Origin of the sequence: Mycolicibacter sp. MU0102 (assembly GCF_963378105.1) — a bacterium.
GTDB lineage: Bacteria > Actinomycetota > Actinomycetes > Mycobacteriales > Mycobacteriaceae > Mycobacterium > Mycobacterium holstebronense.
In genome coordinates, this window is sequence record NZ_OY726398.1 from 4,097,908 (window position 1) to 4,120,424 (window position 22,517).

Here is a 22,517-nt window from a genome sequence, read left to right on the forward strand (position 1 = left end):
TTCACCCCAGCATTCTGTTAGCGATTTGCTGCTGCCGCTGCGCGATTCGCGCTCGCCAGTCCTCTTGCGAAATCTTGTTGTGGTCGTAGAAGGGCAGTGCCGTCTGCACCGCATCGACGTCGATGAGCTCGACGGTGGGGCCGTCGGCCTCGGTGAGTTGCCGCGACACCCGTTGCCAGCGGAACTGCAGGAAGCCGCGCCGATGGGCACACGTCTCGACCCAGTTGGTGACCCCGGGATCGGTGTCGGAGACCACGATCCGGATCTTGCCGTCCGGATCGGCTTGCGCCTGAGTGCCGTTCAACGAGGTCTGGTGGTTGATGTAGTCCAGCGAGATGTACCACAGACTGCCCAACTGGAATCCCAAGTACGGCGCGTCCGACACCGGCAGCGTGATGACCAGCGCCTGGCCGGGCTCGAGCTCGTAGTGCCCGGCCGACGAGTACTGCGTGGCCAGCCCGCCCGGCGTGAGCCGCGGCGCCACCATGGTGTTGACCGGGAGGTTGAGATAGAACCACTGCGGGAAGGCCAGCCAGGTCTTGACGCGGTTGATCAACTGCTTTCCCGCTGCCGCATAACGCTTCTCGATGAGTTGGCGGGTCAGCGGCGGCGGCGCGGTGCCTTCGGTGTCGGTCCGGGCGATCGAGAGCGTGCCGCGCTGGGCGGCCCAGTCGTTGTAGACCTCGCGGATCACCAGTTGCGCCGGCGTCTTGGGCTGGAAACGCCAGGTGAAGGTGCCGTCGGCGGCAACATCGAGTTCGCGATCGTCGAAGGCGGCCTCGCTGGCCGGGACGTTGTCGTCGGTGTATTCGCCGCCGAGCAATTGGAAGCTCAGGTCGGTCGTGGTTCCCCGGGTGCCCTGCACCACGTAGTCGTTGCCGGGACGCACGACAGTGCCGAAGTACAGCGTGTCGGGGTTGTCCAGGCCCATCTTGGTGAACGGCCCGGTGCCCGAGAGCAAGAACGGGTGGTCGCGCTCGCTGTTGAAGGCGGCGTGCACACACGCCTCGACACCGCCGGCCAGGTATTGCAGGCCCTCGAGCAGGTCGGCCTCGGTCTCGATGTGCGGGGCCGCGGCGACCAGCTTCTCCGCCTCGGCGATCGCGGCCGACAGGGGTTCGGAGTACATCGCTGCAGCACCTCCCAAATCGTCGATTGGTCCATTATTGGACCGAGATGGTAGATATCTCGAACCGACTTTAGACGGTCGCGGTAGCATGCTGCAATGGCTGTGCCTGAACAAGCGGCGCCCCAACGGATCGTGCGGTCGTCCCCGCCGACCGAGCGGGTGGTGACGATCCTGGATTTTCTGGCCCGCCACCCCGACCAGAGCTTCGGCCTTTCCGAACTGGCCCGGCGCACCGAGCTGTCCAAGCCGACCTGCCTGGGCATCGCCAACGCCCTGGCCGACGCGGGCTACCTGACACGGGACCATCCCGACAAGACCTACCGACTCGGACCGGGCCTGATCTCGCTCGGTCGCGCGGCCCAGCAGTCGCTGCGGGTCGGCCCCGAGGCACGCGAGCAACTGCGGCGACTGTCCGCGGATTTCGCCACTTCGGCGGCGCTGAGCGCGGTGGTCGACGACCGGATCACGGTGCTGGAACTGGTGGCGGCACCCAACGCCCATCTGGGAGTTCAGGCCGGCCAGAGTTATCCGTTTGCGCCGCCGGTCGGGCTGATGTTCGTGCTCTGGGACGACCCTGCCCTGCAGGATTGGCTAGCCCGCCAGCCCACCATCCCGCTGCGATCGGAGAGCGAACGACTGCAGCGCGTCGTCGACGAATGCCGTGCCGATGGGTATCTGGTCGAGCGCCTGACACCGGGCGGACAACGGCTCTACGGGTTGATGGCGGGCCTGTCCAGCGATCTGCCCGACGAACTGCGGGCCCTGCTCGGTGAACTGGTCTCCGATATCGGCGAGCGGGTGTATCTGCGTGGCGAAGCCGGCACCCGGGGCCGCCACGACATCAGCGTGATCTCCGCGCCGGTCTACGACCACCATCAACGCCAAGCAATGGTGGTGTCGCTGCACGCCCAGCGAGCACTGACCGACTCCGAGATCACCAAGTGGGCCCGCGGACTGCTGCGGACCGCCGAGGCGCTCACCGCGCAGCTCGGCGGGAGCAAGCCCGCATGGCTGTTAGGTTCGGCGCCATGACCACGCTGGTCTTGTCGACTGCCTCCCGACTCGAGCTATCCGGGCTCGTGCACCGCTACGCCGGCTACGTCGACGCGCGACGATTCGACGAGGTGGCCGAATTGTTCACCGCCAACGCCGAACTCGTCCTGCCGGATCCGCCGGATCACCTGGAGCCATGCGTGCGACACCACGGCCACGCCGGCGTACGGGACGCAATGTCGGCACTGACCGCGGTAACCCGCACCCAGCACGGCATCGTCGGCGAGATCTACGCGAGTGCGACGCCCGGCGATGTCGCGACCGGAGAGATCACCGGGGTAGCGCATCATTGGATCCAGCACGACGGCAAGCTCACTGACCACGTCTGGTATCTGCGCTACCGCGACACCTATCACCGCGTCGAGCAGGGCTGGCGGATCGCGCAGCGGGCGCTGACCATCGACGCGATCGAATCCCGACCGGCCCGCCAGGTGCGCTCATGACTTCAGTACAGAAGCCGCAAATCTCTTTTCAGCTGAAGACTTTCACCGACGACCCCGGCCACGACTGGTGCACCACTCTGGCGCTGGGCGCGGCGATGGACGCTGCGGGCATCGATCGTGTCGTGGTCTCCGATCACGTGGTGTTCGGCGAGAACCCGGACGCCTACGCCGACCCCCGACTGGGCGGGATCGCCGGCGGGCGCCAGCCGACCGGCCCCGACGGCCAGTGGCTGGACCCGCTGATCGTGCTGACCGCGCTGGCCGCCACCACCACCCGCATCCGCTTGGGCACCGCGGTGTTGCTGGCGGCACTGCGCCGGCCGGCCGTGCTGGCCAAGGAGCTGGCCACGCTGGACGTGTTGTCGGGAGGACGGCTGGATCTCGGCGTGGGCGTCGGCTGGCAACGCGAGGAGTACGAGGCCGCCGGCCTGGCGTTCGAGCGCCGCGGGCGGCTCCTGGACCACACCCTGGAGGTGTGCCAGACATTGTGGACTCAGCAGCGCAGCACTTACACGTCCCCGGAGTTGTCCTTCGAGAACATTCACCAGATGCCCAAACCTGTTGCGCCCGGCGGGGTTCCGATCTGGGTGAGCGGCACCGTCAACGATGCGGTGGCGCGCCGGCTGACCCGGTTCGGGTCCGGCTGGATCCCGTGGGGCCCGGCGATGCGCGACCCGGCCGGCGCGATCGCGGCCATGAAGGAGCGCATCGCGCGCCTGGGCGGCGATCCAACTGGCCTGCAGGTCCTGGGCCACGCGACCACCGCCAAGCACCCGGACGGCTCCCTGGACACCGAGGCCACCGCGGCCTCCGCACCGGCACTGGTAGCCGCCGGGGTCACCGATGTGCGGGTCACCTGCTCGCTGCCCAAAGACGTCGGCCGGGCCACTGATCTGCTTCGCGAGCTCGTCGAGGCGTTCCGCGCCGCAACCGGTTAAGGAGAGACATCGATGGAAAAGGTCATGATCGTCGCGCGGACAACCGATTTCAGCGAGCGGTGGTGCCAGAAGCTGCGCGGTCCGATCGCGACGAAACTGCTGGATCTGGAGCTGCCGGGCGTCGTGGTCAACGTGCGCGACGAGCCGGTGCGCGACTCCATGATGACCCTGACGACGCTGGATCCGCCGGCGGCGGCCGTCATCAGCCTGTGGACCCAGCAGTACTACGGGCAGCAGGCCCGCGATGCCATCGCGCTGATCGAAGCAGAATCCGATTCGGCGGCAGCGTATCTGGTGACCGAATCAATGCCCATGCCGCCACCGGACCTCGGCGAGGGCCGCCGTACCCGCGGGCTGGCCAACGTGGCGTTGCTGCGCCGGCCGGCCGACTTGGACGAGGCGACCTGGCTGCACCGCTGGCACATCGACCACACCCAGGTCGCGATCGACACCCAGGCGACCTTCGGCTACACCCAGAATGTCGTGATCCGCCCGCTCACCGCCGACGCGCCCCGAATCGACGCCATTGTCGAGGAGAACTTCCCCGACGAGGCGGTGTCAGACCCGTACGCGTTCTACGGCGCGGCCGACCAGGCCGACCTCACTGATCGGGTGGGCCGGATGATCGCCAGTGTCAGCGCTTTCGGCGCTCACCTGAACATCGACACGGTGCCCACCAGCCGCTATGTGTTCCGATCGCCGTTCGTCACACACACTGCTGGGACAGCGTGATCAACGCCTGACGCACATCGGGGTGCAGTTCCAGATAGGCCAACACCGGGTTGGGTGCGCTTGGGCCCTCCTGCTTGCCCTGCTCGTTCAGGTCGTTCCTGACATCTGGATGCCACCACTTGGCGCGAAAGTAGCGCCACCTAGCAGTCGGCGGCGCCGGCTGACGGCTGGCGTCGGACCAGCATTGTCATGGCGGCCAGGCCGTCTCACCACGACGGCACCGTACCGTCGGCGCGAATTGTCTTGACGGCAAACTTTGCTCGTGCAACCATACTAAAAGGTATGTTAGAGGTGTGTCGTCAACCGATGCGGAGCACCGCCATGGCGATTGGGGCGAATCTGACTCAACTTCTGCGGCGGGGCAATGGCCTCCCTGCGGCCACTTTGCGATGTCGAACACTGCACCCGTCTTTAGTAGCTGGCCGTAAATCAACCCAGCGACGGCGTTTCAGCAGCTCGGGCTAGACCCCCGTGCAGCGACACGGACAAGGGATGAGGCGATGCGGCGCGCACCCTCGGGGTCCTTGGCCGAACTGTTGAGCCGGCGCCGCAGTCATCAAGGAAAGAGAAACATGACACTCTCGTCGGCCAATCTGAGTCTCGATCCCATGCAGATCAGCCCATTCTGGGACGCAGACGCTCACCAGCGGCTCGCCGCCTTCGCCGACATTCGTAAGCACGGCGATGGAGTCCAGTACCTCGAAGGCGCAGATGGATCAGGAGCTTGGTCCCTGACTTCTTACCAAGCTGTCCGAACAGTCAGCCGCGACCCCCAGACTTTCTCCAACACGCAGGGATTTTCGCTCGACGACCTTCCGCAGCATTTGCTGGAGATGCTCGGATCCATCATCGCAATGGATGGCCCCAAACACCGAAACCACAGACGCCTCGTTCAGGTAGCCTTTTCGCCCCGCGCTATTCGCCAAATGACAGATTACGTCGGTATTTTAACTGATTCCATCATCGATAATATTCGTCAAACCCGAACGTTTGACTTCGTTGAAACGGTCGGCGCGCACCTCCCGTTCCAGGTAATTTCCGATCTGCTCGATATTCCGGTGGACGATCGCGGCCGACTGCGGGAACTTATTGACCTAATCCTAGGGGTCAATGACTCCGATGTCAGCGACGTCGCGACCAGCCTGAACGCAGCGGCCGAGTTCTTCAACTACACCATAGACCTCGGTAAACAGCGGCAAGCACACCCCGGCGACGACATTACCTCGCAACTCATGAACGCCGAGGTCGATGGCAACAGACTTACACCTATCGAATTCGGTTCCTTCGTTATATTGCTCGCCGCAGCCGGCAACGATACCACTCGCACCGGACTATCTTGGGCCATGTCTTTACTGAGTGCGAACCCCGACCAAAAACGGAATCTAGCCCAGAATTTCGAGGAACTTAATAACAACGCGATCGAAGAGATCCTACGGTGGTCATCCCCGGTTCTACATATGCGACGTACAGCGACCACCGATACCCAATTGGGTGAACACATCATCAAGAAAGGCGCCAAGGTGGTCCTGTGGTATCTAGCCGCCAACCACGACCCAACCGTGTTCACCGACCCACACACCTTCGACATCCATCGACACAACGCACGCGAGCACGTGGCCTTCGGAGCCGGCGGCCCACATCATTGCCTCGGCTCCGGATTGGCCCGCATGGAGATGCGCGTGGTACTCGAGAAGCTACTCACAAGCTTCCCCGATATTCGAGCCAGCGCCGAACCCGAAGTTCTCCGCTCGCAATTCGTTCACGGCATCAAAACCCTGCCCTGCACTGTCGACTGAACTGAGAATGTTCGCAGGGGCAACCCACCAGCCGCTATGTGTTCCGATCGCCGTTCGTCACACACACTGCTGGGACAGCGTGATCAACGCCTGACGCACGTCCGGGTGCCGTTCGAGGTAGGACAGCACCGGGTCAGGCGCCCCTGGGTCCTCCTGCTTCCCCCGATTGGACAGGTTGTTCTTCACGTCGGGATGCCGCTTCAGGTACGAGTCGACGGAGTTACCGAAGGTTTGGTCGCATGGTGCCGCGTTGGCCACCGGTGTCAGTACCCCGGCCACGCTCAGCAAGCCGACCGCAATCGCTCGAGTAAGACCGCTCATCACTCGACGGTACCCGCGCCGGCGGAGTGGCTCAGTTGACGCTGGCCAGGGCGAACGGCAGGACCTGCGGCGCACCGGCAGCACGCAACACCCGGGCCGCCATCGTCAACGTCCACCCGGTGTCGGTCACGTCGTCGACCAACAGCACCGGGCCGACACCGGCCGGAAGTTCCGCCGGCGGCAGCCAGCAATCCTGCAACGCGGCGACCCGGTAGGCCGAGTTGGCTGCCGTTGTCGCGCGCCGGTGCGGCGCGTACCGCAAGGTGTCCAACCGGGTCAGGCGGCCGAGTTCGGCCAGCCGGTCAGCCAGCGACCCGATCAGGACCGGGTGCGTCGCCGAATCCAGCCCCAGTACCGCGGTCGGCCGGCTCTGCCACCCCCAGCCGGCCAGCACACTCACCGCCGCGCGCACCACCTCGTCAGGAACCTCGCGGTCCGGCTCGTCGAGCAGCCGCCGCAGCCGCGCACCCCAGCCCAGATCGGTGAGCCGGCCGATGACCCGACCGGGTTCCGGGCCGTCGGCGATCCGGCCGGAGAGTTCGACGCCGAGTTGCGCCAGCCCGGACGGCCACTGCCGCCGTGGCGTGATCTCCACCCCCGGGCGCATCAGCCGCTCCCGGGTGGCCGCGGCCGCGGCGGAGTCCACTTCGGCGTCAAATCGCGGCCCGGCGCAGTTGTCGCAACGACCGCAACGCTCCCCAGCCTGCAGCTGGGGGTCGTTGAGTTGGGCACGCAGGAAGCTCATCCGGCAGCCGTCGGTGCTCTGGTAGTCCAGCATGGCCTGCTGCTCGGCCCGGCGGAGCTCGTCGAGCTTGCGGTAGCGCTGCTCGTCGTAAGTCCATGCCGCGCCGGTGCCCAGCCAACCGCCCTTGACCCGGCGTACCGCGCCGTCGACGTCGAGGACCTTGAGCACCATCTCCAAGCGCGACCGATTCAGGTCGACCCGAGCCTCCAATGCCGGCGTCGACAGCGGCTGATCGGACGACAACTCGCCGATCACCTTGCGCACCAAAGCCTCCGCCGGGAAGGCCAGGGAGGCGAAGTAGCGCCAGATGTCGGAGTCCTCGGCACCGGGCAACAGAATCACCTCAGCGCTGGCGGTGGCGCGCCCGGCCCGACCGACCTGCTGGTAGTAGGCGATCGGCGAAGACGGCGCACCCAGGTGGATGACGAACCCCAGGTCGGGCTTGTCGAATCCCATGCCCAACGCCGAGGTGGCGATCAGAGCTTTGACCCGGTTGGCCAACAGATCGGCCTCGAGTTGCTCCCGGTCTGCCGAGTCGGTGGAACCGGTGTAGGCGGCCACCACGAACCCCTGTGCACGCAGGTCGGTGGCCACATCGTGGGCTTGGGCCACGGTGAGCGTGTAGACGATCCCGGAGCCGGGCAGCTTCTCCAGGTGAGTTCCGATCCAGGCGGCCCGCTGAGCCGGGCCACCGGCTTGCACAACCGACATCCGCAGCGACTCGCGGTCCAGGCCGCCACGCAGCACCAGTGTGTCGCCACCGCCGACCCCGAGCTGGCCGGCGACATCATCGACCACCCGGTCGTTGGCGGTCGCCGTGGTCGCCAACACCGGGATGTCGGCGCCGAGTTCGGCGATCAGGGTGCGGATACGCCGGTAGTCCGGCCGGAAGTCATGGCCCCAGTCCGACACGCAGTGCGCCTCGTCGACCACGACCAGCCCGGCCCGGGCCGCCAGCGCCGGCAGCACCTCATCGCGGAAGTCGGGATTGTTGAGCCGCTCCGGGCTGACCAGCAGCACGTCCAATTCGCCCGCGGTCACCCGGCGTTGCACGTCGGCCCACTCGGTCACGTTCGAGGAGTTGATGGTGGCCGCGTGCACACCGGCTCGCTCGGCCGCGGCGACCTGGTTGCGCATCAACGCCAGCAGCGGCGAGACGATCACCGTCGGACCGTTCCCGCTGGCCCGCAGCAACTTCGCCGCGATGAAGTACACCGCCGACTTGCCCCAGCCGGTCCGCTGCACCACCAGGGCGCGGCGGCGCGCCACCACCAGCGCCTCGATCGCGGCCCACTGGTCGTCGCGCAGCCGCGCCTGCGGTCCGGCCAGCTGCTCCAGAATCGCCTGGGCCTGCGGCCGCAAAGTCATGCCGCGATTATTTCGCAGCCCGCTCCCGCTGGATCTCCAGCGCGATGTCGATGAGCTGGTCCTCCTGGCCGCCGATCAGCTTGCGCTGCCCGGCCCGGTGCAGCAGCTCATGGGCGGGCACGCCGTAACGCTCGCCCTGGCGCACCGCGTGCTTGAGGAAGCTGGAGTACACCCCGGAGTAGCCCATGATCAGCGCGTTGCGGTCCAGCACGCACTCGGCCGGCATGGCCGGGCGCACCACTTCCTCGGCGGCGTCGGCGATGTCGAAGAAGTCGATCCCGGTCTTGATTCCGACCTTGTCGAACACCCCGATCAGCGCCTCGACCGGGGCGTTGCCCGCACCCGCGCCGAATCGGCGCACCGAGCCGTCGATCTGCTTGGCACCGGCGCGCACCGCCTCCAACGAGTTGGCGACACCAAGCCCGAGGTTCTCGTGGCCATGAAAGCCCACCTGAGCGTCATCACCGAGCTCGGTGACCAACGCGGCCACCCGATCGCGAACACCTTCCATCACCAGCGCACCGGCCGAGTCGACCACGTACACGCACTGGCAACCGGCATCAGCCATGATGCGGGCCTGGGCGGCCAGCTTCTCCGGGGTGACGGTGTGGGCCATCATCAAGAACCCGACGGTCTCCAGGCCCAACTCGCGGGCCAGGCCGAAGTGCTGGATCGAGACATCGGCCTCGGTGCAGTGGGTGGCGATCCGGCAGATCTCGCCGCCGTTGCCCTGCGCCTGCTTCATGTCTTCCTTGGTGGCCACGCCGGGCAGCATCAGGAAGGCGATCTTGGCGTCGCGGGCCGTGGCCGCCGCGAGCTTGATCAACTCCTGATCGGGCGTCTTGGAGAACCCGTAGTTAAAGCTCGACCCGCCCAGCCCGTCCCCGTGGGTCACCTCGATCACCGGCACCCCGGCGGCGTCGATCGCGGCGACGATCGCCGAGACCTCCTCGGGGGTGAACTGGTGACGCTTGTGGTGGCTGCCGTCGCGCAGCGAGGTGTCGGTGATCCGCACATCGAAGATGTGGTCGCTCATTACGCTCCTCCAGCCTTTGCTGCCGCCATCTCGCGGGCGATCTCCTCGCCGACCTTGGTGGCGGCGGCGGTCATGATGTCCAGGTTTCCCGCATACGGCGGCAGGTAATCGCCGGCGCCCTCGACTTCGACGAAGGTGGTGACCACGGCGCGCCCGCCGGAGTTCAGCGACGGCTCGTCGAACTGCGGCTCGTTGAGCAGCCGGTAGCCCGGCACATAGGTCTGCACCTGGGCGACGACGTCCTTGATGGACGCGGTGATCGCGTCGCGGTCGGCGTCTTCGGGGATCTGGCAGAAGATGGTGTCGCGCATGATCATCGGCGGGTCGGCGGGGTTCAAGATGATGATCGCCTTGCCGCGCTCGGCACCGCCGATGGTCTGCACACCCGCCGAGGTGGTCTTGGTGAACTCGTCGATGTTGGCCCGCGTACCCGGCCCGGCCGACACACTCGCGACGCTGGCAACGATCTCCGCATACGGCACGGTGCCGCCCTGGGCTTTGACCGCGCGAGTGACCGCGTACACGATCGGAATGGTGGCCTGGCCGCCGCAGGTGATCATGTTGACGTTCGGTGCGTCGACGTGTTCGTGCAGGTTTGCCGGCGGGATCACCGCCGGGCCCACCGCGGCCGGGGTCAGGTCGATGGCCCGGATGCCGGCGGCCTCGTACTTGGGCGCGTACGCCTTGTGCACGTAGGCGCTGGTGGCCTCGAAGACGAAGTCCGGCTTCTCATCCAGGGCCAGCAGCCAGTCCGCCCCCTCGGCCGAGGTCTCCAGGCCGAGCTTGCGGGCTCGGGCCAGGCCCTCGGACTCCGGGTCGATACCGATCATCCAGCGCGGCTCCAGCCACTCCGAACGCAACAGTTTGTACAGCAGGTCGGTGCTGATGTTGCCCGACCCGACAATCGCCACTGAGGCTTTGGCAGCCATGAACGCTCCTCTATTGGAATCTATGCGAAAACCAGCCGGACTGAACCCAGCCCGGTGAAGTCGGCGACACAGTCGTCACCGGCGTGTACGTCGATGGCCCGGGTCGCGGTGCCCGGCAAGACGATGTCGCCTGCCTTCAACCGCACCCCAAAGCTTTCCACCTTGCGAGCCAGCCAGGCCACCGCGGTGACCGGGTTGCCCAGCACCGCGTCACTGCGGCCCTGCGCGACCACCTCGCCGTTCTTGGTCAGCGCCGCATCGATGTTCTTGATGTCGATGTCACCGGGCTTGACACGCTGCTTGCCCAGCACGAATCCCGCCGACGAGGCGTTGTCGGCGATGGTGTCGCAGAGTTTGATCTTCCAGTCGCTGATCCGGCTGTCGATCAATTCGATTGCCGGGGCGAAGGCCTCGGTCGCGGCCAGCACGTCCTCTTCGGTGCAGTCCGCGCCCGGCAGATCCGCGGCCAGGATGAAGGCCACCTCGACCTCGATCCGCGGGTAGAGGTAGTTCGAGGCCTTGACCGGCTTGTCCTCGAACACCTGCATCTCGTTGAGCAGGTGCCCGTAGTCCGGTTCGTCGACGCCCATCATCTGCTGCATCGCCTCGCTGGACAGGCCGACCTTGTGGCCGACCACGCGGGCGCCCTCGGCGATCCGCTGGCGGATGTTGATCAGCTGGATCTCGTAGGCGTCGACGACGTCGATGCCGGGCTGAGCCGCCGTCAACGGAGAGATCGGAACCCGACTCCGCTCCGCTTGCGCCAACTCGGCGGCGAGTTCCTCACGGATCTGGGCGCTGAGCATCTTCGATGGTCCCCTCGGGTGGTGTTGAGCGGATGAAACGAGCCGTTCAGCGGCAATTCTATAACGTGTTCTAAAACGCCAACACTGAGACGAGGCCGTAGCCCCGTAGCGACCCGGACGTGATGTGTACCCGACAGGATCTGCCGATGAAACAACTGTCGGGACAACAGTCAACTTTTTGAAACTCCGGAGGCGCCGTGCGGTCGATGGCCATCATGACCAGCATTGGCCTGGCCGCTGCGGCAATCGCGGTTGTCCCACCCACCGCGGCACTCCCGGATGCCGGCGAGCTGAACTTTGCCGGTCCCGGCTTCGCCGTGCGCATCAATCAGACACCGTTTGCGATGCAGGTGCTGAACTCCGCTGGCCAACCGGTTTTGACGCAGGTACCCAGCAACGGTGGGCCGCGGCTGGTCCGCAACGAAGCCGCGAAGCCGCTGGGTGTGACCCCATCCGAGTGGCTGTTTCCCACCCGGTACACACCGTTCACGTTCACCGTGGGTACGTCCTCGACGACCCCGTTTCTGATCAGCCCGCTGTGGGTGGGTGACCTGTGGGAGGCCTCCAGCTGCGGAATGCAGTACGCGGCTACCGGAGTGCTTTCCACTCGCCCCTTGCCGCAGGGCCTGGAGCTGACGCTCAGTACCGACGACCCGTCGGGTCGCACCCTGGGGGTGACTCTCAGCGAGGACTCCGGGCGGCTGCGGGTGTCGGTCGTCCCCAGCAGCACCCAGGGCATCGTCTCGATGGGAGACAGTTTCGCGTCGCCGGCCGGTGAGCGGTTCGCCGGCTTCGGCGGCCTGCACAACGGACTGGATCAGCGCGGGGGCCGATTCACCAACTGGGTGCAGGAGGCCAACGTCGGCGCCGGGCCGTTGGCACCGGTGTTCAATGTCCTGATGGCCGGCTCCGGCGGCCCGCACTACCTGTTCCCCGGCGGTCCGAGGGCCGCCTACTACGTGCAGCCACAGTTCACCTCGACCGCGGGCTACGGCTTCCTGCTGGCCCAGACCGAGCTGGCCGACTGGCATTTGGACTCCGATCGCCCCGACGCCTGGCACGTCAACGTCGCAGCCGCCCACCTGGACTACGAGGTCGCCGTCGGTGACCCGGGACAGGTGATCAGTGCACTCAGCGCTGCCAACGGCCGCCATCGCGTCCCGCCGGCATGGGCGCTGGGCACGCAGCTGGACCGCCGCATCGTGACCGGGCAGACCGGGGCCGACTACGCAGCAACCGTCCGCAGCGACCTGGCCAACATCGTCGCCTACAACCTGCCGATCACCGCGTACCGCCCCGAGGCCTGGATGACCATCGACCCGGCGGTCCTGCGCCAACTGATCAGCGAATTCGGCTCGCACGGTATTCACGTGCTGCTCTACGTGCGCAGCTTCGTCAGCATGGATCCGCTGCGCAACACCAGCCCGGCGGACTACCGGTACGCGGTGGCCAACAACTACGTGGCGACCCACGCCAATGGCAGGCCCTACATCGTCGGCTCCCCCAACCAGGCGCTCGGCGGACAATCTGCCGTCATCGACTTCACCAACCCCGCCGCCAAAGCATGGTTCCAGCACACCGTGCGGGAGATATTGGAGACCGGGGCAGACGGTTTCATGAGCGACTTCGGCGAACAGACCCTGCCCGACATGCATTTCGCCAACGGGCAGACCGGCGCCACGATGCACAACGCCTACCCGACGCTGTACCAACAGGTGGTCCGCGAGGCGGTGGACGCCTACGAGCAGTCACATCCGGGCCGCAACATCTGGTTCTACAACCGCGCGGGCTATACCGGGTCGACCCGCTACGAGGGCGGCAACTTCCCGGGCGACGAGAGCACCGACTTCTCGGTGGCCTCCGGCCTGGCCGCACTCATCCCGGACATGCTCAACCGGGGCCTGGCCGGCGCCTATGGCTATGGCACGGACATCGGCGGTTATCAGGATCTGCTGGCCGGCCCCACCCCCAAGGAGCTGTTCGTGCGGTGGTCTCAGATGGCGGCACTCTCACCGATCATGCGGGTGCACGGGGCTCACTCCGGCACCCACATGCCGTGGGACTTCGACCAGGAGACGTTGGACACCTTCCGGCAGCTCGCCGAGCTGCGCAAGCAGGCCATCCCATTGATCTCCGCGACCTGGGCCACCGCGGCCAGCACCGGGGTGCCGTTGTCGCGGCCGGTGTGGCTGGCCGCGCCCAACGATCCGCAGGCGTGGGCAGCAGACCAGGAATGGATGATCGGATCCGATGTCCTGGTCGCCCCGGTCGTCACCCAGGGCGCCACCTCGCGGAAGGTCTATTTCCCGCCCGGTTGCTGGACACGCAAAGACAGCGAAGGAAGCTACACCGGCCCGTCGGAGTCCACCGTGGCGGCGCCGCTGACGGACCTGCCCTACTTCGCCCGCTGCAACACCGGCGGCTTCTAGATCACCGACCGCCGGTGTAGTCCACGTTCCAGTGCTTGATGCCGTTGAGCCAACCCGAGCGCAGTCGCTGCGGGCGGTCCAGGGGCTTGAGGTCCGGAATGTTGTCGGCGATCGCGTTGAAGATCGACCCGATCGTCATCCGCGCCAAATGCGTGCCGATGCAGTAGTGCGCACCGGTGCCGCCGAAACCGACATGCGGGTTGGGGTCACGCAAGATGTTGAACTCCTGCGGCTTGTCGAACACCGTCTCGTCGAAGTTGGCCGCGCGGTAGAACATCACCACTCGCTGACCTTCTTTGATCAACGTGCCGTTCAGGTTGTGATCGCGGGTCGCGGTGCGCTGGAACGACGTCACCGGAGTAGCCCAGCGCACCACCTCGTCGGCGGTGGTCGCCGGGCGCTCCTTGCAGAACAGCTCCCACTGCTCGGGATGCTCGGTGAACGCCATCATCCCCTGAGTGATCGAGTTGCGAGTGGTCTCGCTGCCGGCCACCGCCAACAGGATGATGAAGTAGCCCAACTCGTCATCACCCAGCTTCTCGCCGTCGACGTCGGCCTCGACCAGTGTCGTGACGATGTCCGGGCCGGGGTTCTGGCGCTTGAGCTCGGCGAGCTTGAGCCCGTAGGTGATGATCTCCAACGCCGAGGCCGCCGGGTCGTAGTGCGCGAACTCCGGGTCGTCGTACGAGGTCATCTGGTTGGTCCAGTCGAACAACTTGCCGCGGTCCTCCTGCGGCACCCCCATCAGCCCCGCGATCGCCTGCAGCGGCAGCTCCGAAGCCACTTCCACCACGAAGTCACCGCTGCCCCGGGCCAGTGCTTCCTTGGTGATCGCCTGCGCCCGCGCCTGCAGGTCATCGTGCAGCGGCAAGATGTGCCGGGGCGTGAAGCCGCGGGAAATGATGCGCCGCTGCCGGGTGTGCTTCGGCGCGTCCTGGTTGAGCATCAGGATCCGTTGCGCGTCGAGTTGTTCGCGGGTTGTTTCGTCGTGGAACCTGGGGATGGCCCCGTTGCGCTCACTGGAGAACACGTCGTCGAGCCGCGAGATCTCCTTGACGTCCTCGTGCCGGGTGATGGCCCAGTAACCGCCGTCTTTGAATCCGCCGCTCTTGTCGTCGGGCTGCGCGATCCACTTGATCGGCTCGCTGCGCCGCAGTTCGGCGAACTCCGCGTCGGGTAGTCGCTCGGCGTAGATCTCCGGGTCGGTGAGGTCGAAACCGGCCGGAATGCCGGTGGCTGACGCGATAGAAGGGCTGGCCACGATGACAACTCCTCACTACTGATCCGCAGGAGAAAACGATACGTTCTCGCGCCAGTAAAGCATGCCTTTACCTCAGGCGGAAGGGCAGAAAGGCCCTGCATGCGGGGCAAAACTAGAACACGTTCTACTATCGCGCCAGGTCTGCCTGACCTGGCCGGAACCGCCGGGTTACCAGCAGGGTAGGGAACGGTTGTCCGGGGGCCGCCCGAGCAATAAGGCCAGCCAACTGGCGCCCAGGCGGGGCAATTCTATAACGTGTTCTACATGGCCGAACAGGAGTACGACGTCGTCGTGGTCGGAAGCGGCGGCGCCGGGATGGTCGCCGCCCTCACCGCCGCCCACCAGGGACTGTCCACCATCGTCATCGAGAAAGCCGCCCACTACGGCGGCTCTACAGCTCGCTCCGGTGGTGGCGTGTGGATCCCGAACAACGAGGTGCTGCAGCGCGCGGGCGTCAAGGATGACGCCCAAGCCGCCCGCACCTATCTGCACACCATCGTCGGTGACGTGGTTCCGGCCGAGAAGATCGACACCTACCTGCAGCGCGGGCCGGAGATGCTGTCGTTCGTGCTCAAGAACTCGCCGCTGAAGATGTGCTGGGTTCCCGGCTACGCCGACTACTACCCCGAGCAGCCCGGCGGCAAGCCCACCGGCCGTTCGATCGAGCCGAAGCCGTTCAACGCCAAGAAGCTGGGCGCCGACATGGGCGGCCTGGAGCCGGCTTACGGCAAGGTGCCGCTGAATGTGGTTGTCATGCAGCAGGACTACGTCCGGCTCAACCAGCTCAAGCGCCACCCGCGCGGGGTGCTGCGCAGCCTGAAGGTGGGCGCCCGCACCATGTGGGCCCAGGCCACCGGCAAGAACTTGGTCGGCATGGGGCGTGCCCTGATCGCACCGCTGCGCATCGGCCTGCGTGACGCCGGCGTCCCGGTGCAGCTCAACACCGCGCTGACCGACCTCTATGTCGAAGACGGCGTGGTCGCCGGTGTCTACGTCCGTGGGGCGAGCGACCCCGAATCGAGCGAGCCAAAGCTGATCCGCGCCCGGCGCGGCGTCATCTTGGCCAGCGGCGGATTCGAGCACAACGAGCAGATGCGGGTGAAGTACCAGCGCGCCCCGATCACCGCCGACTGGACCGTGGGGGCGAAGGCCAACACCGGTGAGGGCATCGTGGCCGGCGAGAAGCTCGGCGCCGCCCTGGACATCATGGAGGACTCCTGGTGGGGGCCGACGGTGCCGCTGCCCGGATCACCGTGGTTCGCACTGTCGGAGCGCAACTCGCCCGGATCGATCATCGTGAACATGGCCGGCAAGCGGTTCATGAACGAGTCGATGCCCTACGTCGAGGCCTGCCACCACATGTACGGCGGCGAATTCGGCCAGGGCCCCGGCCCCGGCGAGAACATCCCGGCCTGGCTGATCTTCGACCAGCGCTACCGCAACAACTACATCTTCGCGGGATTGCAGCCGGGCCAACGGATCCCGAAGAAGTGGCTGGAGTCCGGCGTGATCGTCTCCGCCGACACCCTCGACGAGCTGGCCACCAAGACCGGCGTGCCGGCCACCGCATTGGCCGCGACCGTCGAGCGGTTCAACGAGTTCGCCCGCACCGGCGTGGACGAGGACTTCCACCGCGGTGAGAGCGCCTACGACCGCTACTACGGTGACCCGACCAACAAGCCGAACCCGAACCTGGGCCAGATCGCCCAGGGCCCGTTCTACGCGGCCAAGATGGTGCCGGGCGACCTGGGCACCAAGGGCGGGATCCGCACCGACGTGAACGGCCGGGCACTGCGCGACGACGACAGCGTCATCGCGGGGCTGTACGCGGCCGGAAACGTGAGCGCACCGGTGATGGGCCACACCTACCCCGGACCGGGCGGCACCATCGGACCCGCCATGACGTTCGGCTACCTGGCCGCCCTCGACATCGCCGGAAAGGCCTAGCTATGGCGATCGATCTCGACGTCGCATTGGGAGCAGAGTTCGGCCAGGTCGAATTCTCCTGGACCGCAACCAATGTGCAGCTCTACAACCTGGCGCTGGGCGCCGGGTCGGACCCGATGGATCCGCGTGAGCTGAGCTACGTGGTGGACGGCAAGCCGCAGGTGTTGCCGACGTTCGGCTGCGTTGCGGCCTCGTTCAACGAGGTGGACCCGCCGAAGGTGAGCTGGCCCGGGATCGAGATCGACCTGGCCAAGATCCTGCACGCCTCGGAGAAGGTCACCGTGCCGGCGCCGCTGCCGCCGTCGGGCAGCGCCCGCGCGATCAGCCGGATCGTCGAGGTGTGGGACAAGGGCAAAGCCGCGGTGGTGGTGCTCGAGACCTCGGTGACCAGCACCGACGGCACGCCGCTGTGGACGCAGCACCGGTCCATCTTCGCTCGCGGCGAGGGTGGCTTCGGCGGCGAACGCGGGCCGTCGACGTCGAGTGAACTGCCCGACCGGGCACCGGATTTCGAAGTCGACATCGCGGTGTCACCGCAACAGGCACTGCTCTACCGGCTCTGCGGCGACCGCAACCCGCTGCACTCCGACCCGGCGTTCGCAGCCGCGGCGGGCTTCGACCGGCCGATCCTGCACGGTCTGTGCACCTACGGCATGACCTGCAAGGCGGCGGTGGACACCGTGCTCGACGGTGACGCCGGCGCGGTCCGTTCCTTCGGCGCCCGGTTCGCCGGCGTGGTCTTCCCGGGCGAGACGCTGCGGGCCCGGCTGTGGAAAGACGGCGATCGACTGGTGGGCAATGTCGTGGCGCCCTCGCGTGAGGATGCCGCCATCCTCAACGATGTGGAGCTTGTTACGGCCTAGCTACTTCGACCTGAAGCGGGCTTCTGGTGAGCGTGGCTTGGAGTGGTCACGGCCGGGATGAGCGAGTCTGTCATGTGATTGAGCCTCCCGAGTTTCAGTGGACACCCGAGACAGCGGTGCACGGGTTCGCCGGGAGGAAGTGGGTATGTGCAGGGCTCACCTCGAGCGCCCCTGATCGAATGGGCGATCTACCAAGCCGGTGGGCCGGTGGGCGTCGAGATCGACGAGGGTGGCCACCGGAGCGAATCGCCGTGGGCTGATTCCGGCCAGTCGCTGCCGGCACATGAGGCTGCCGCGGTCTTACCGGAAATGACTTCCCCGTCCTCACTCGGATCTGCAGAACAGCCCGGATCGCGGTGCGCCATACACCTGGCCGGAGGCGTCATGGAAACGCCGGTGATCGGCACGATGGCGAAGTTGACCTTCTCGGCTTCGATGACCCGGTACGCTTCCACCGTTCCGTTCGGAGGCGACGAAGCTGCGGATTTTTCAAAAGCTGCCGGCCCGAACGCAATTCAGCGTTCTCTTCGCTCAACAGCACCCGCTCAGGACGCTCGTCAGCATTAAGCGCCACACCATTATCGTCGGCGTCGGACGCCTCGCCGGCGAGGCGCACCCAGCGGCCCAACGCTTGCTCACCCACACCGATCTCGGCGGCCACAGGGCACGGGCCGACCGGTCTCGATTACCAGGCGGGCAGCCTGCTCCTGAAACGCCGGGCGTACGTCTTGCGCTTGCCCGACATACGGACATCCGTCTCACGGGAACAGCAGTACCACCAGTCACGTGTCCACCAGCAGTCCTCGGCGTCCACGGCCAGCGCACAACTCTTATCATTATTGATAATGATTTTCATTTTCAGTATGGTCAGCTCTATGACCGCGCCTATGTGGATGGCATCTCCTCCAGAGGTTCATTCAGCTGCGTTGAGCAGCGGCCCTGGGCCCGGCCCACTGTTGTCCGCCGCCGGCGCATGGTCATTGCTGAGCCTTGAGTACACCGCGATCGCCGAAGCGCTGCGGGAATCGTTGGCCGCCACCGAGGTCGGGGCATGGCAGGGACCCAGCGCCGCGAGCTACCTCGCCGCGCATCTCCCGTACTTGGCGTGGCTGACCAAAGCCAGTGCCGACAGCGCCGTGCATGCCTCCCAGCACGAAACAGCGGCCGCGGCCTACGTCACCGCGCTGGCGACCATGCCGACGTTGGCAGAGCTGGCCGCCAATCACGCCAGCCATGGTGTATTGGCCGCGACCAACTTCTTCGGCATCAACACCATTCCGATAGCGCTCAACGAAGCCGACTACCTCCGAATGTGGGTCCAGGCCGCGACCACTATGGCCACCTACGAAGCGGTGTCCGGCGCAGCATTGGCCTCGGCGCCGCAGCCGGCTGTAGCGCCAACGATCGTCGACCACAGTCACGACGACCACGAGCACGACGAGCACGACGACCACGAGCACGAGCACGAGCACAACGACGACGACGACCTGGATGGCGGTCACAACCACGATCACGCCAGCGAGGGCCTAGATCCGACGGACCCGAGATGGTGGGGGGCCGTATGGGGCGAACTGGGCTACTACGCCGAAGTGCTGCTGATCGACCTGCTGACCAATCCTGGCGCGTTCATGACCGACCTCACCTGGATCATCGCCGACCTGACGTTCCATGCCGCCCAGCTCGCCCCGCTGCTTAGCCAGCTGGCCCCGGCGCTGCTGCAGACGGCGCTGGCCTTGTCCATCAGCAACCTGGGTTGGGCGGCGAGCCTTGCCGGCCTGGCAGGCCTAGCCGGAATTCAGCCGGCTTCCGTCCCGGTCGGCGCCGAACCGATCGCCCCGACCACACCTGCGACCGGCGCGTCGTTGGGTGCACCACCCGCTCCAGCGTCCACGACTGTCGGCACGCCTTCGCCGGCTTCGGTTCCTACCAGCGCTCCACCGAGTCCGATGCCACCACCGGCTCCACCTCCGCCAGCAGGCGGGGGGTTCTTCCCGCCGTACGTTATCGGCCCTACGGGCGCAGTGACCCGGGCCAACGCCAAAGCCAGTTCCCGCAGCGCGAGCAAGGCATCGAATCCCGACCCGGCCACCGAAGACTCGACGGCGGCCGCTGCCGTACGGAATCGGCAAAGAAGCCGGCGGCGTCGAACTGCACGAGGGCACGCAGACGAATTCATCAAGGTGTACGCCGACAACACAGCACTGCCTGAACCCGAGCCCACATTGTCGACTCGCGTGTCGGCCAGTATCGCCGGTGGGCTGGGGCTCTCCGGCACACATACCGAGGAGGATTCCCCTGCAGCGGGATTGACCACCTTGTCCGGTGATGACTTCGGTAGCGGGCCGACAATCCCGTTGTTACCCGAAAGCTGGCACGACAATGCCTAATGGTCCGCCTGTGAATTACCGCGACAATTTGTAGAGCGGGGTGTTAAGGCATACATATATCCAACCGTATATGCGACTCCACCCATATCTGATTTCGGATAGATATGGAACGTTACATATATGCAGTCATAACAATTTGACCGGTAGTCCCAACACAGATTGAGGGTGTGTAGATGAGTGATCGCAACAACATCAGGCGGAAGAACAACGAGCTGCGTCGCACAATAGGTGCAGGTAGCACAGTTGCTGCGTTTTTGGCGTTTGGGATGTCGCCATTGATATCAGCGCCGGTTGTACGCGCGGACGATATCCTCATCGACCTGCCGGATTTCAGCACGCTATCCGATGTCAGCGGTCTGGTCGATGCCAGTTTCCTATCAACGGACGTGCCCGGCTCGGCGGCGGAATCGGGCTTTAGCTGGGCCAATGTCTTTGACGCGACCTATGACAATCTCCATGCTGGAGCACAGGAATTCCTCGTTGACCCCGCCAATGCTGGGCTGCTTGAGTTGCTCAACGGCTTCGGCCTCTATGAGGCACTATTCGGGCGGCTGTTGATCGGCAACGGAATCGACGACTTCGCTGGCGCCAACACCTCGCTGTTCGGTTGGTTGCCCGGTATCGGCGACCTCGGCGACGGGGGTTTCCTGTTCGGTGACGGTGGTACCGGCACTGACGCCAGCTACCTCGACGGTGTTCTGAGCGCCGCCGGCGCGGGCGGCAATGCTGGGCTGATCGGCAACGGGGGCATCGGCGGCGTCGGTCTGGCCACCGGTTACTACGGTGGTGACACCTTGGTCGCAGCGACTGCTGGCGGGGCAGGAGGATCGGGCGGCCTGCTGGTCGGTGACGGCGGCGCCGGCGGCGCGGGTGGCCTGGGTCTGAATGGCAGCATCGCCGACGGCCTCGACGGTGGTGTCGGCGGCGCCGGTGGCGCGGGAGGGAACGCCTACTTCTACGGTTCCGGTGGTGCGGGCGGCAGGGGCGGCGCCGGCGGCAACGGCGCAGCGGGTGCTGACGGACAGATAGACCAGGTCGGCGGTGCTGGCGGCGACGGCGGCGTTGGCGGTGTCGGTGGAACCGGCGGCAACGGTGGGTGGATCATCGGCCACGGCGGTGCTGCCGGTCGCGGGGGCAACGGCGGCTACGGCGGTGACGGTGGCGAGGGCGCCGACGCGGTCGCGCACAGCCATGACCACGATCATGAGCACGAGGATGAGCTCTTCATCCATGAGGCCACCGCTGGTGGGGCCGGCGGAAATGGCGGAAATGGCGGCGCTGCGGGCGAGGGCGGGCTGGCTCGCACGCTCTTCGGTAGCACCTTCGGAACCACGGGCGCCGCTACGGCCGCAGGGATGGGTCGCGACGGCGGTGACGGCGGCGGTGGCGGAGCCGGCGCAGTCCACGGCACCGACGTCCTCTCGGACGGAGCAGCTGGCGGCGCGGGTGGTAACGGCGGAAACGGCAGCACCGGTGGCGCAGGCGGCGCAGGCGGCGCCGGGAGCGCCGGAATTACCGGCGGCGCAGGCGGCAACGGCGGCAACGGCGGAATCGGCAGCGCAGTCCACGGCGGTGCCGGTGGCGCCGGTGGTAACGGCGGGCACGGAAGCCATATCGGTGGTGCCGGTGGCGCCGGTGGCGCCGGTGGCGACAGTGAGACACGCGATGGCGGGGCCGGCGGCACCGGAGGTGCCGGCGGCAACTCTGCCGGTGCGACCATCACCTTGCCGGACACCACCGTGATCTCCGGGGCAGCCGGTGACGGCGGGGGCGGTGGTGACGGCGGCAACAACATCGGCACCCACGGCGCCGGTGGCGACGGTGGCGCCGGTGGTCGCGGTGGCAACGGCGTCGCGGCCCTCGCGCCTGGTGGTGCCGGTGGCCATGGCGGCCATGGCGGCAATTCGGGACCCTTGGAGGGCGAAGCCGGTACCGCAGGCGGGCTCGCCGATGGCGCATTCGGAGGTATCGGTGGCACTGGCGGAGTCGGGCATGAGCACGATTCCAGCCATGACCACAGTGGGGAAGAACCGCCCATCAATCCCGACGAAGACGATGACCACGACCACGACCACGACCACGACCACTAACGTCGTAGTCGCTGGCGGAAGTCACCGCCTCTGAGGTCCTTCGGGGAGGGCCCCGCACGCCGGGCGTGCGGGGCCCTCCCGCCATTCGGTAAGTCGATCAGCCACCCTCGCCGTGTTGCTGATGCCAAGCAATGAACTTCCGAGGCTGGTGTTACGGCGCACCTCCCGCCGTTTGGTCACGTTCCCGGCCAGGCGAAACGACGACCCCAACTATTCAGTGGACGGCGGCCGACTGGTGGGCAAT

Annotated in this window: 18 protein-coding genes; 11 read left to right on the forward strand and 7 right to left on the reverse strand. The window is 66.4% G+C overall.

Going from position 1 to position 22,517, the window contains the following annotated elements; translation table 11 throughout:
* Nucleotide 1 precedes the first annotated feature (1 nt).
* Entirely contained in the window at nucleotides 2-1,129 is a 1,128-nt protein-coding gene (locus RCP37_RS19395; RefSeq protein ID WP_308484593.1) for a hypothetical protein, read from the reverse strand.
* Nucleotides 1,130-1,225: 96 nt separating this feature from the next.
* Here RCP37_RS19395 and RCP37_RS19400 point away from each other — a divergent pair, with 96 nt between their 5' ends.
* The 5 genes from RCP37_RS19400 (at nucleotide 1,226) to RCP37_RS19420 (ending at nucleotide 6,091) form a co-directional block, all read left to right on the forward strand.
* Nucleotides 1,226-2,161 (forward strand): IclR family transcriptional regulator, encoded by a 936-nt coding sequence (locus RCP37_RS19400; protein WP_308484594.1) that lies wholly within the window; start codon nucleotides 1,226-1,228, stop codon nucleotides 2,159-2,161.
* The gene (locus RCP37_RS19405; RefSeq protein ID WP_308484595.1) at nucleotides 2,158-2,625 is read left to right on the forward strand and encodes a nuclear transport factor 2 family protein; all 468 of its coding nucleotides are present in this window, start codon (nucleotides 2,158-2,160) and stop codon (nucleotides 2,623-2,625) included. The genes RCP37_RS19400 and RCP37_RS19405 overlap by 4 nt, the downstream gene beginning before the upstream one ends.
* Complete coding sequence (locus RCP37_RS19410) at nucleotides 2,622-3,563, forward strand: TIGR03619 family F420-dependent LLM class oxidoreductase (protein WP_308484596.1); 942 nt, start codon at nucleotides 2,622-2,624, stop codon at nucleotides 3,561-3,563. Before RCP37_RS19405 ends, RCP37_RS19410 begins: the two co-directional genes overlap by 4 nt.
* A 12-nt stretch (nucleotides 3,564-3,575) precedes the next feature.
* Complete coding sequence (locus RCP37_RS19415) at nucleotides 3,576-4,295, forward strand: EthD domain-containing protein (protein WP_308484597.1); 720 nt, start codon at nucleotides 3,576-3,578, stop codon at nucleotides 4,293-4,295.
* A gap of 524 nt (nucleotides 4,296-4,819) precedes the next feature.
* Nucleotides 4,820-6,091: a cytochrome P450 gene (locus tag RCP37_RS19420; protein WP_308484598.1), complete on the forward strand. Its 1,272-nt coding sequence runs from the start codon at nucleotides 4,820-4,822 to the stop codon at nucleotides 6,089-6,091.
* A 57-nt stretch (nucleotides 6,092-6,148) separates the two neighbouring features.
* On the opposite strand, the gene RCP37_RS19425 is transcribed toward RCP37_RS19420, so the two are convergent.
* Genes RCP37_RS19425 through RCP37_RS19445 form a run of 5 tightly spaced genes read right to left on the reverse strand, consistent with a single transcriptional unit; the run spans nucleotide 6,149 to nucleotide 11,296 of the window.
* The gene (locus RCP37_RS19425) at nucleotides 6,149-6,412 is read right to left on the reverse strand and encodes a hypothetical protein (RefSeq protein ID WP_308484599.1); all 264 of its coding nucleotides are present in this window, start codon (nucleotides 6,410-6,412) and stop codon (nucleotides 6,149-6,151) included.
* Between the two features lie 31 nt (nucleotides 6,413-6,443).
* Complete coding sequence (locus RCP37_RS19430) at nucleotides 6,444-8,525, reverse strand: RecQ family ATP-dependent DNA helicase (protein WP_308484600.1); 2,082 nt, start codon at nucleotides 8,523-8,525, stop codon at nucleotides 6,444-6,446.
* 7 nt (nucleotides 8,526-8,532) lie between these two features.
* Nucleotides 8,533-9,561, reverse strand: coding sequence for a 4-hydroxy-2-oxovalerate aldolase (dmpG, locus tag RCP37_RS19435; protein WP_308484508.1), 1,029 nt, complete (start codon nucleotides 9,559-9,561; stop codon nucleotides 8,533-8,535).
* On the reverse strand, nucleotides 9,561-10,490 hold the full coding sequence (locus RCP37_RS19440) for an acetaldehyde dehydrogenase (acetylating) (RefSeq protein ID WP_065153197.1): 930 nt from the start codon (nucleotides 10,488-10,490) through the stop codon (nucleotides 9,561-9,563). The genes dmpG and RCP37_RS19440 overlap by 1 nt, the downstream gene beginning before the upstream one ends.
* 20 nt (nucleotides 10,491-10,510) lie before the next feature.
* The gene (locus RCP37_RS19445; RefSeq protein ID WP_308484601.1) at nucleotides 10,511-11,296 is read right to left on the reverse strand and encodes a 2-keto-4-pentenoate hydratase; all 786 of its coding nucleotides are present in this window, start codon (nucleotides 11,294-11,296) and stop codon (nucleotides 10,511-10,513) included.
* A gap of 206 nt (nucleotides 11,297-11,502) precedes the next feature.
* On the opposite strand from RCP37_RS19445, the gene RCP37_RS19450 reads away from it, so the two are divergent.
* The gene (locus RCP37_RS19450; protein WP_308484602.1) at nucleotides 11,503-13,725 is read left to right on the forward strand and encodes a TIM-barrel domain-containing protein; all 2,223 of its coding nucleotides are present in this window, start codon (nucleotides 11,503-11,505) and stop codon (nucleotides 13,723-13,725) included.
* Nucleotide 13,726: 1 nt separating this feature from the next.
* Here the strand turns inward: RCP37_RS19450 and RCP37_RS19455 are convergent, their stop codons facing one another.
* On the reverse strand, nucleotides 13,727-14,986 hold the full coding sequence (locus RCP37_RS19455; RefSeq protein ID WP_308484603.1) for a cytochrome P450: 1,260 nt from the start codon (nucleotides 14,984-14,986) through the stop codon (nucleotides 13,727-13,729).
* A 255-nt stretch (nucleotides 14,987-15,241) separates the two neighbouring features.
* Here RCP37_RS19455 and kstD point away from each other — a divergent pair, with 255 nt between their 5' ends.
* From kstD to RCP37_RS19480, 5 genes are all read left to right on the forward strand, one after another.
* Nucleotides 15,242-16,933 carry a 3-oxosteroid 1-dehydrogenase gene (gene kstD, locus RCP37_RS19460; protein WP_308484604.1) on the forward strand — a complete coding sequence of 564 codons (1,692 nt, stop codon included), beginning with the start codon at nucleotides 15,242-15,244 and terminating at the stop codon, nucleotides 16,931-16,933.
* 2 nt (nucleotides 16,934-16,935) lie between these two features.
* Nucleotides 16,936-17,796 (forward strand): enoyl-CoA hydratase ChsH3, encoded by an 861-nt coding sequence (locus tag RCP37_RS19465; RefSeq protein ID WP_308484605.1) that lies wholly within the window; start codon nucleotides 16,936-16,938, stop codon nucleotides 17,794-17,796.
* A 384-nt stretch (nucleotides 17,797-18,180) separates the two neighbouring features.
* Nucleotides 18,181-18,363 (forward strand): hypothetical protein, encoded by a 183-nt coding sequence (locus RCP37_RS19470; protein ID WP_308484606.1) that lies wholly within the window; start codon nucleotides 18,181-18,183, stop codon nucleotides 18,361-18,363.
* Nucleotides 18,364-18,671: 308 nt separating this feature from the next.
* On the forward strand, nucleotides 18,672-20,183 hold the full coding sequence (locus RCP37_RS19475) for a PPE family protein (RefSeq protein WP_308484607.1): 1,512 nt from the start codon (nucleotides 18,672-18,674) through the stop codon (nucleotides 20,181-20,183).
* Between the two features lie 386 nt (nucleotides 20,184-20,569).
* Nucleotides 20,570-22,273 carry a hypothetical protein gene (locus RCP37_RS19480; protein WP_308484608.1) on the forward strand — a complete coding sequence of 568 codons (1,704 nt, stop codon included), beginning with the start codon at nucleotides 20,570-20,572 and terminating at the stop codon, nucleotides 22,271-22,273.
* The last annotated feature ends 244 nt before the right edge of the window (nucleotides 22,274-22,517 follow it).

Excerpts from the sequence above, each read along its gene's own strand:
- RCP37_RS19395 (WP_308484593.1), bottom strand. The coding sequence starts at position 1,129 with ATGTACTCCGAACCCCTGTCGGCCGCGATCGCCGAGGCGGAGAAGCTG.
- RCP37_RS19400 (WP_308484594.1), top strand. The coding sequence starts at position 1,226 with ATGGCTGTGCCTGAACAAGCGGCGCCCCAACGGATCGTGCGGTCGTCC.
- RCP37_RS19405 (WP_308484595.1), top strand. The coding sequence starts at position 2,158 with ATGACCACGCTGGTCTTGTCGACTGCCTCCCGACTCGAGCTATCCGGG.
- RCP37_RS19410 (WP_308484596.1), top strand. The coding sequence starts at position 2,622 with ATGACTTCAGTACAGAAGCCGCAAATCTCTTTTCAGCTGAAGACTTTC.
- RCP37_RS19415 (WP_308484597.1), top strand. The coding sequence starts at position 3,576 with ATGGAAAAGGTCATGATCGTCGCGCGGACAACCGATTTCAGCGAGCGG.
- RCP37_RS19425 (WP_308484599.1), bottom strand. The coding sequence starts at position 6,412 with ATGAGCGGTCTTACTCGAGCGATTGCGGTCGGCTTGCTGAGCGTGGCC.
- RCP37_RS19430 (WP_308484600.1), bottom strand. The coding sequence starts at position 8,525 with ATGACTTTGCGGCCGCAGGCCCAGGCGATTCTGGAGCAGCTGGCCGGA.
- dmpG (WP_308484508.1), bottom strand. The coding sequence starts at position 9,561 with ATGAGCGACCACATCTTCGATGTGCGGATCACCGACACCTCGCTGCGC.
- RCP37_RS19440 (WP_065153197.1), bottom strand. The coding sequence starts at position 10,490 with ATGGCTGCCAAAGCCTCAGTGGCGATTGTCGGGTCGGGCAACATCAGC.
- RCP37_RS19445 (WP_308484601.1), bottom strand. The coding sequence starts at position 11,296 with ATGCTCAGCGCCCAGATCCGTGAGGAACTCGCCGCCGAGTTGGCGCAA.
- RCP37_RS19450 (WP_308484602.1), top strand. The coding sequence starts at position 11,503 with ATGGCCATCATGACCAGCATTGGCCTGGCCGCTGCGGCAATCGCGGTT.
- RCP37_RS19465 (WP_308484605.1), top strand. The coding sequence starts at position 16,936 with ATGGCGATCGATCTCGACGTCGCATTGGGAGCAGAGTTCGGCCAGGTC.
- RCP37_RS19470 (WP_308484606.1), top strand. The coding sequence starts at position 18,181 with ATGGAAACGCCGGTGATCGGCACGATGGCGAAGTTGACCTTCTCGGCT.
- RCP37_RS19475 (WP_308484607.1), top strand. The coding sequence starts at position 18,672 with ATGACCGCGCCTATGTGGATGGCATCTCCTCCAGAGGTTCATTCAGCT.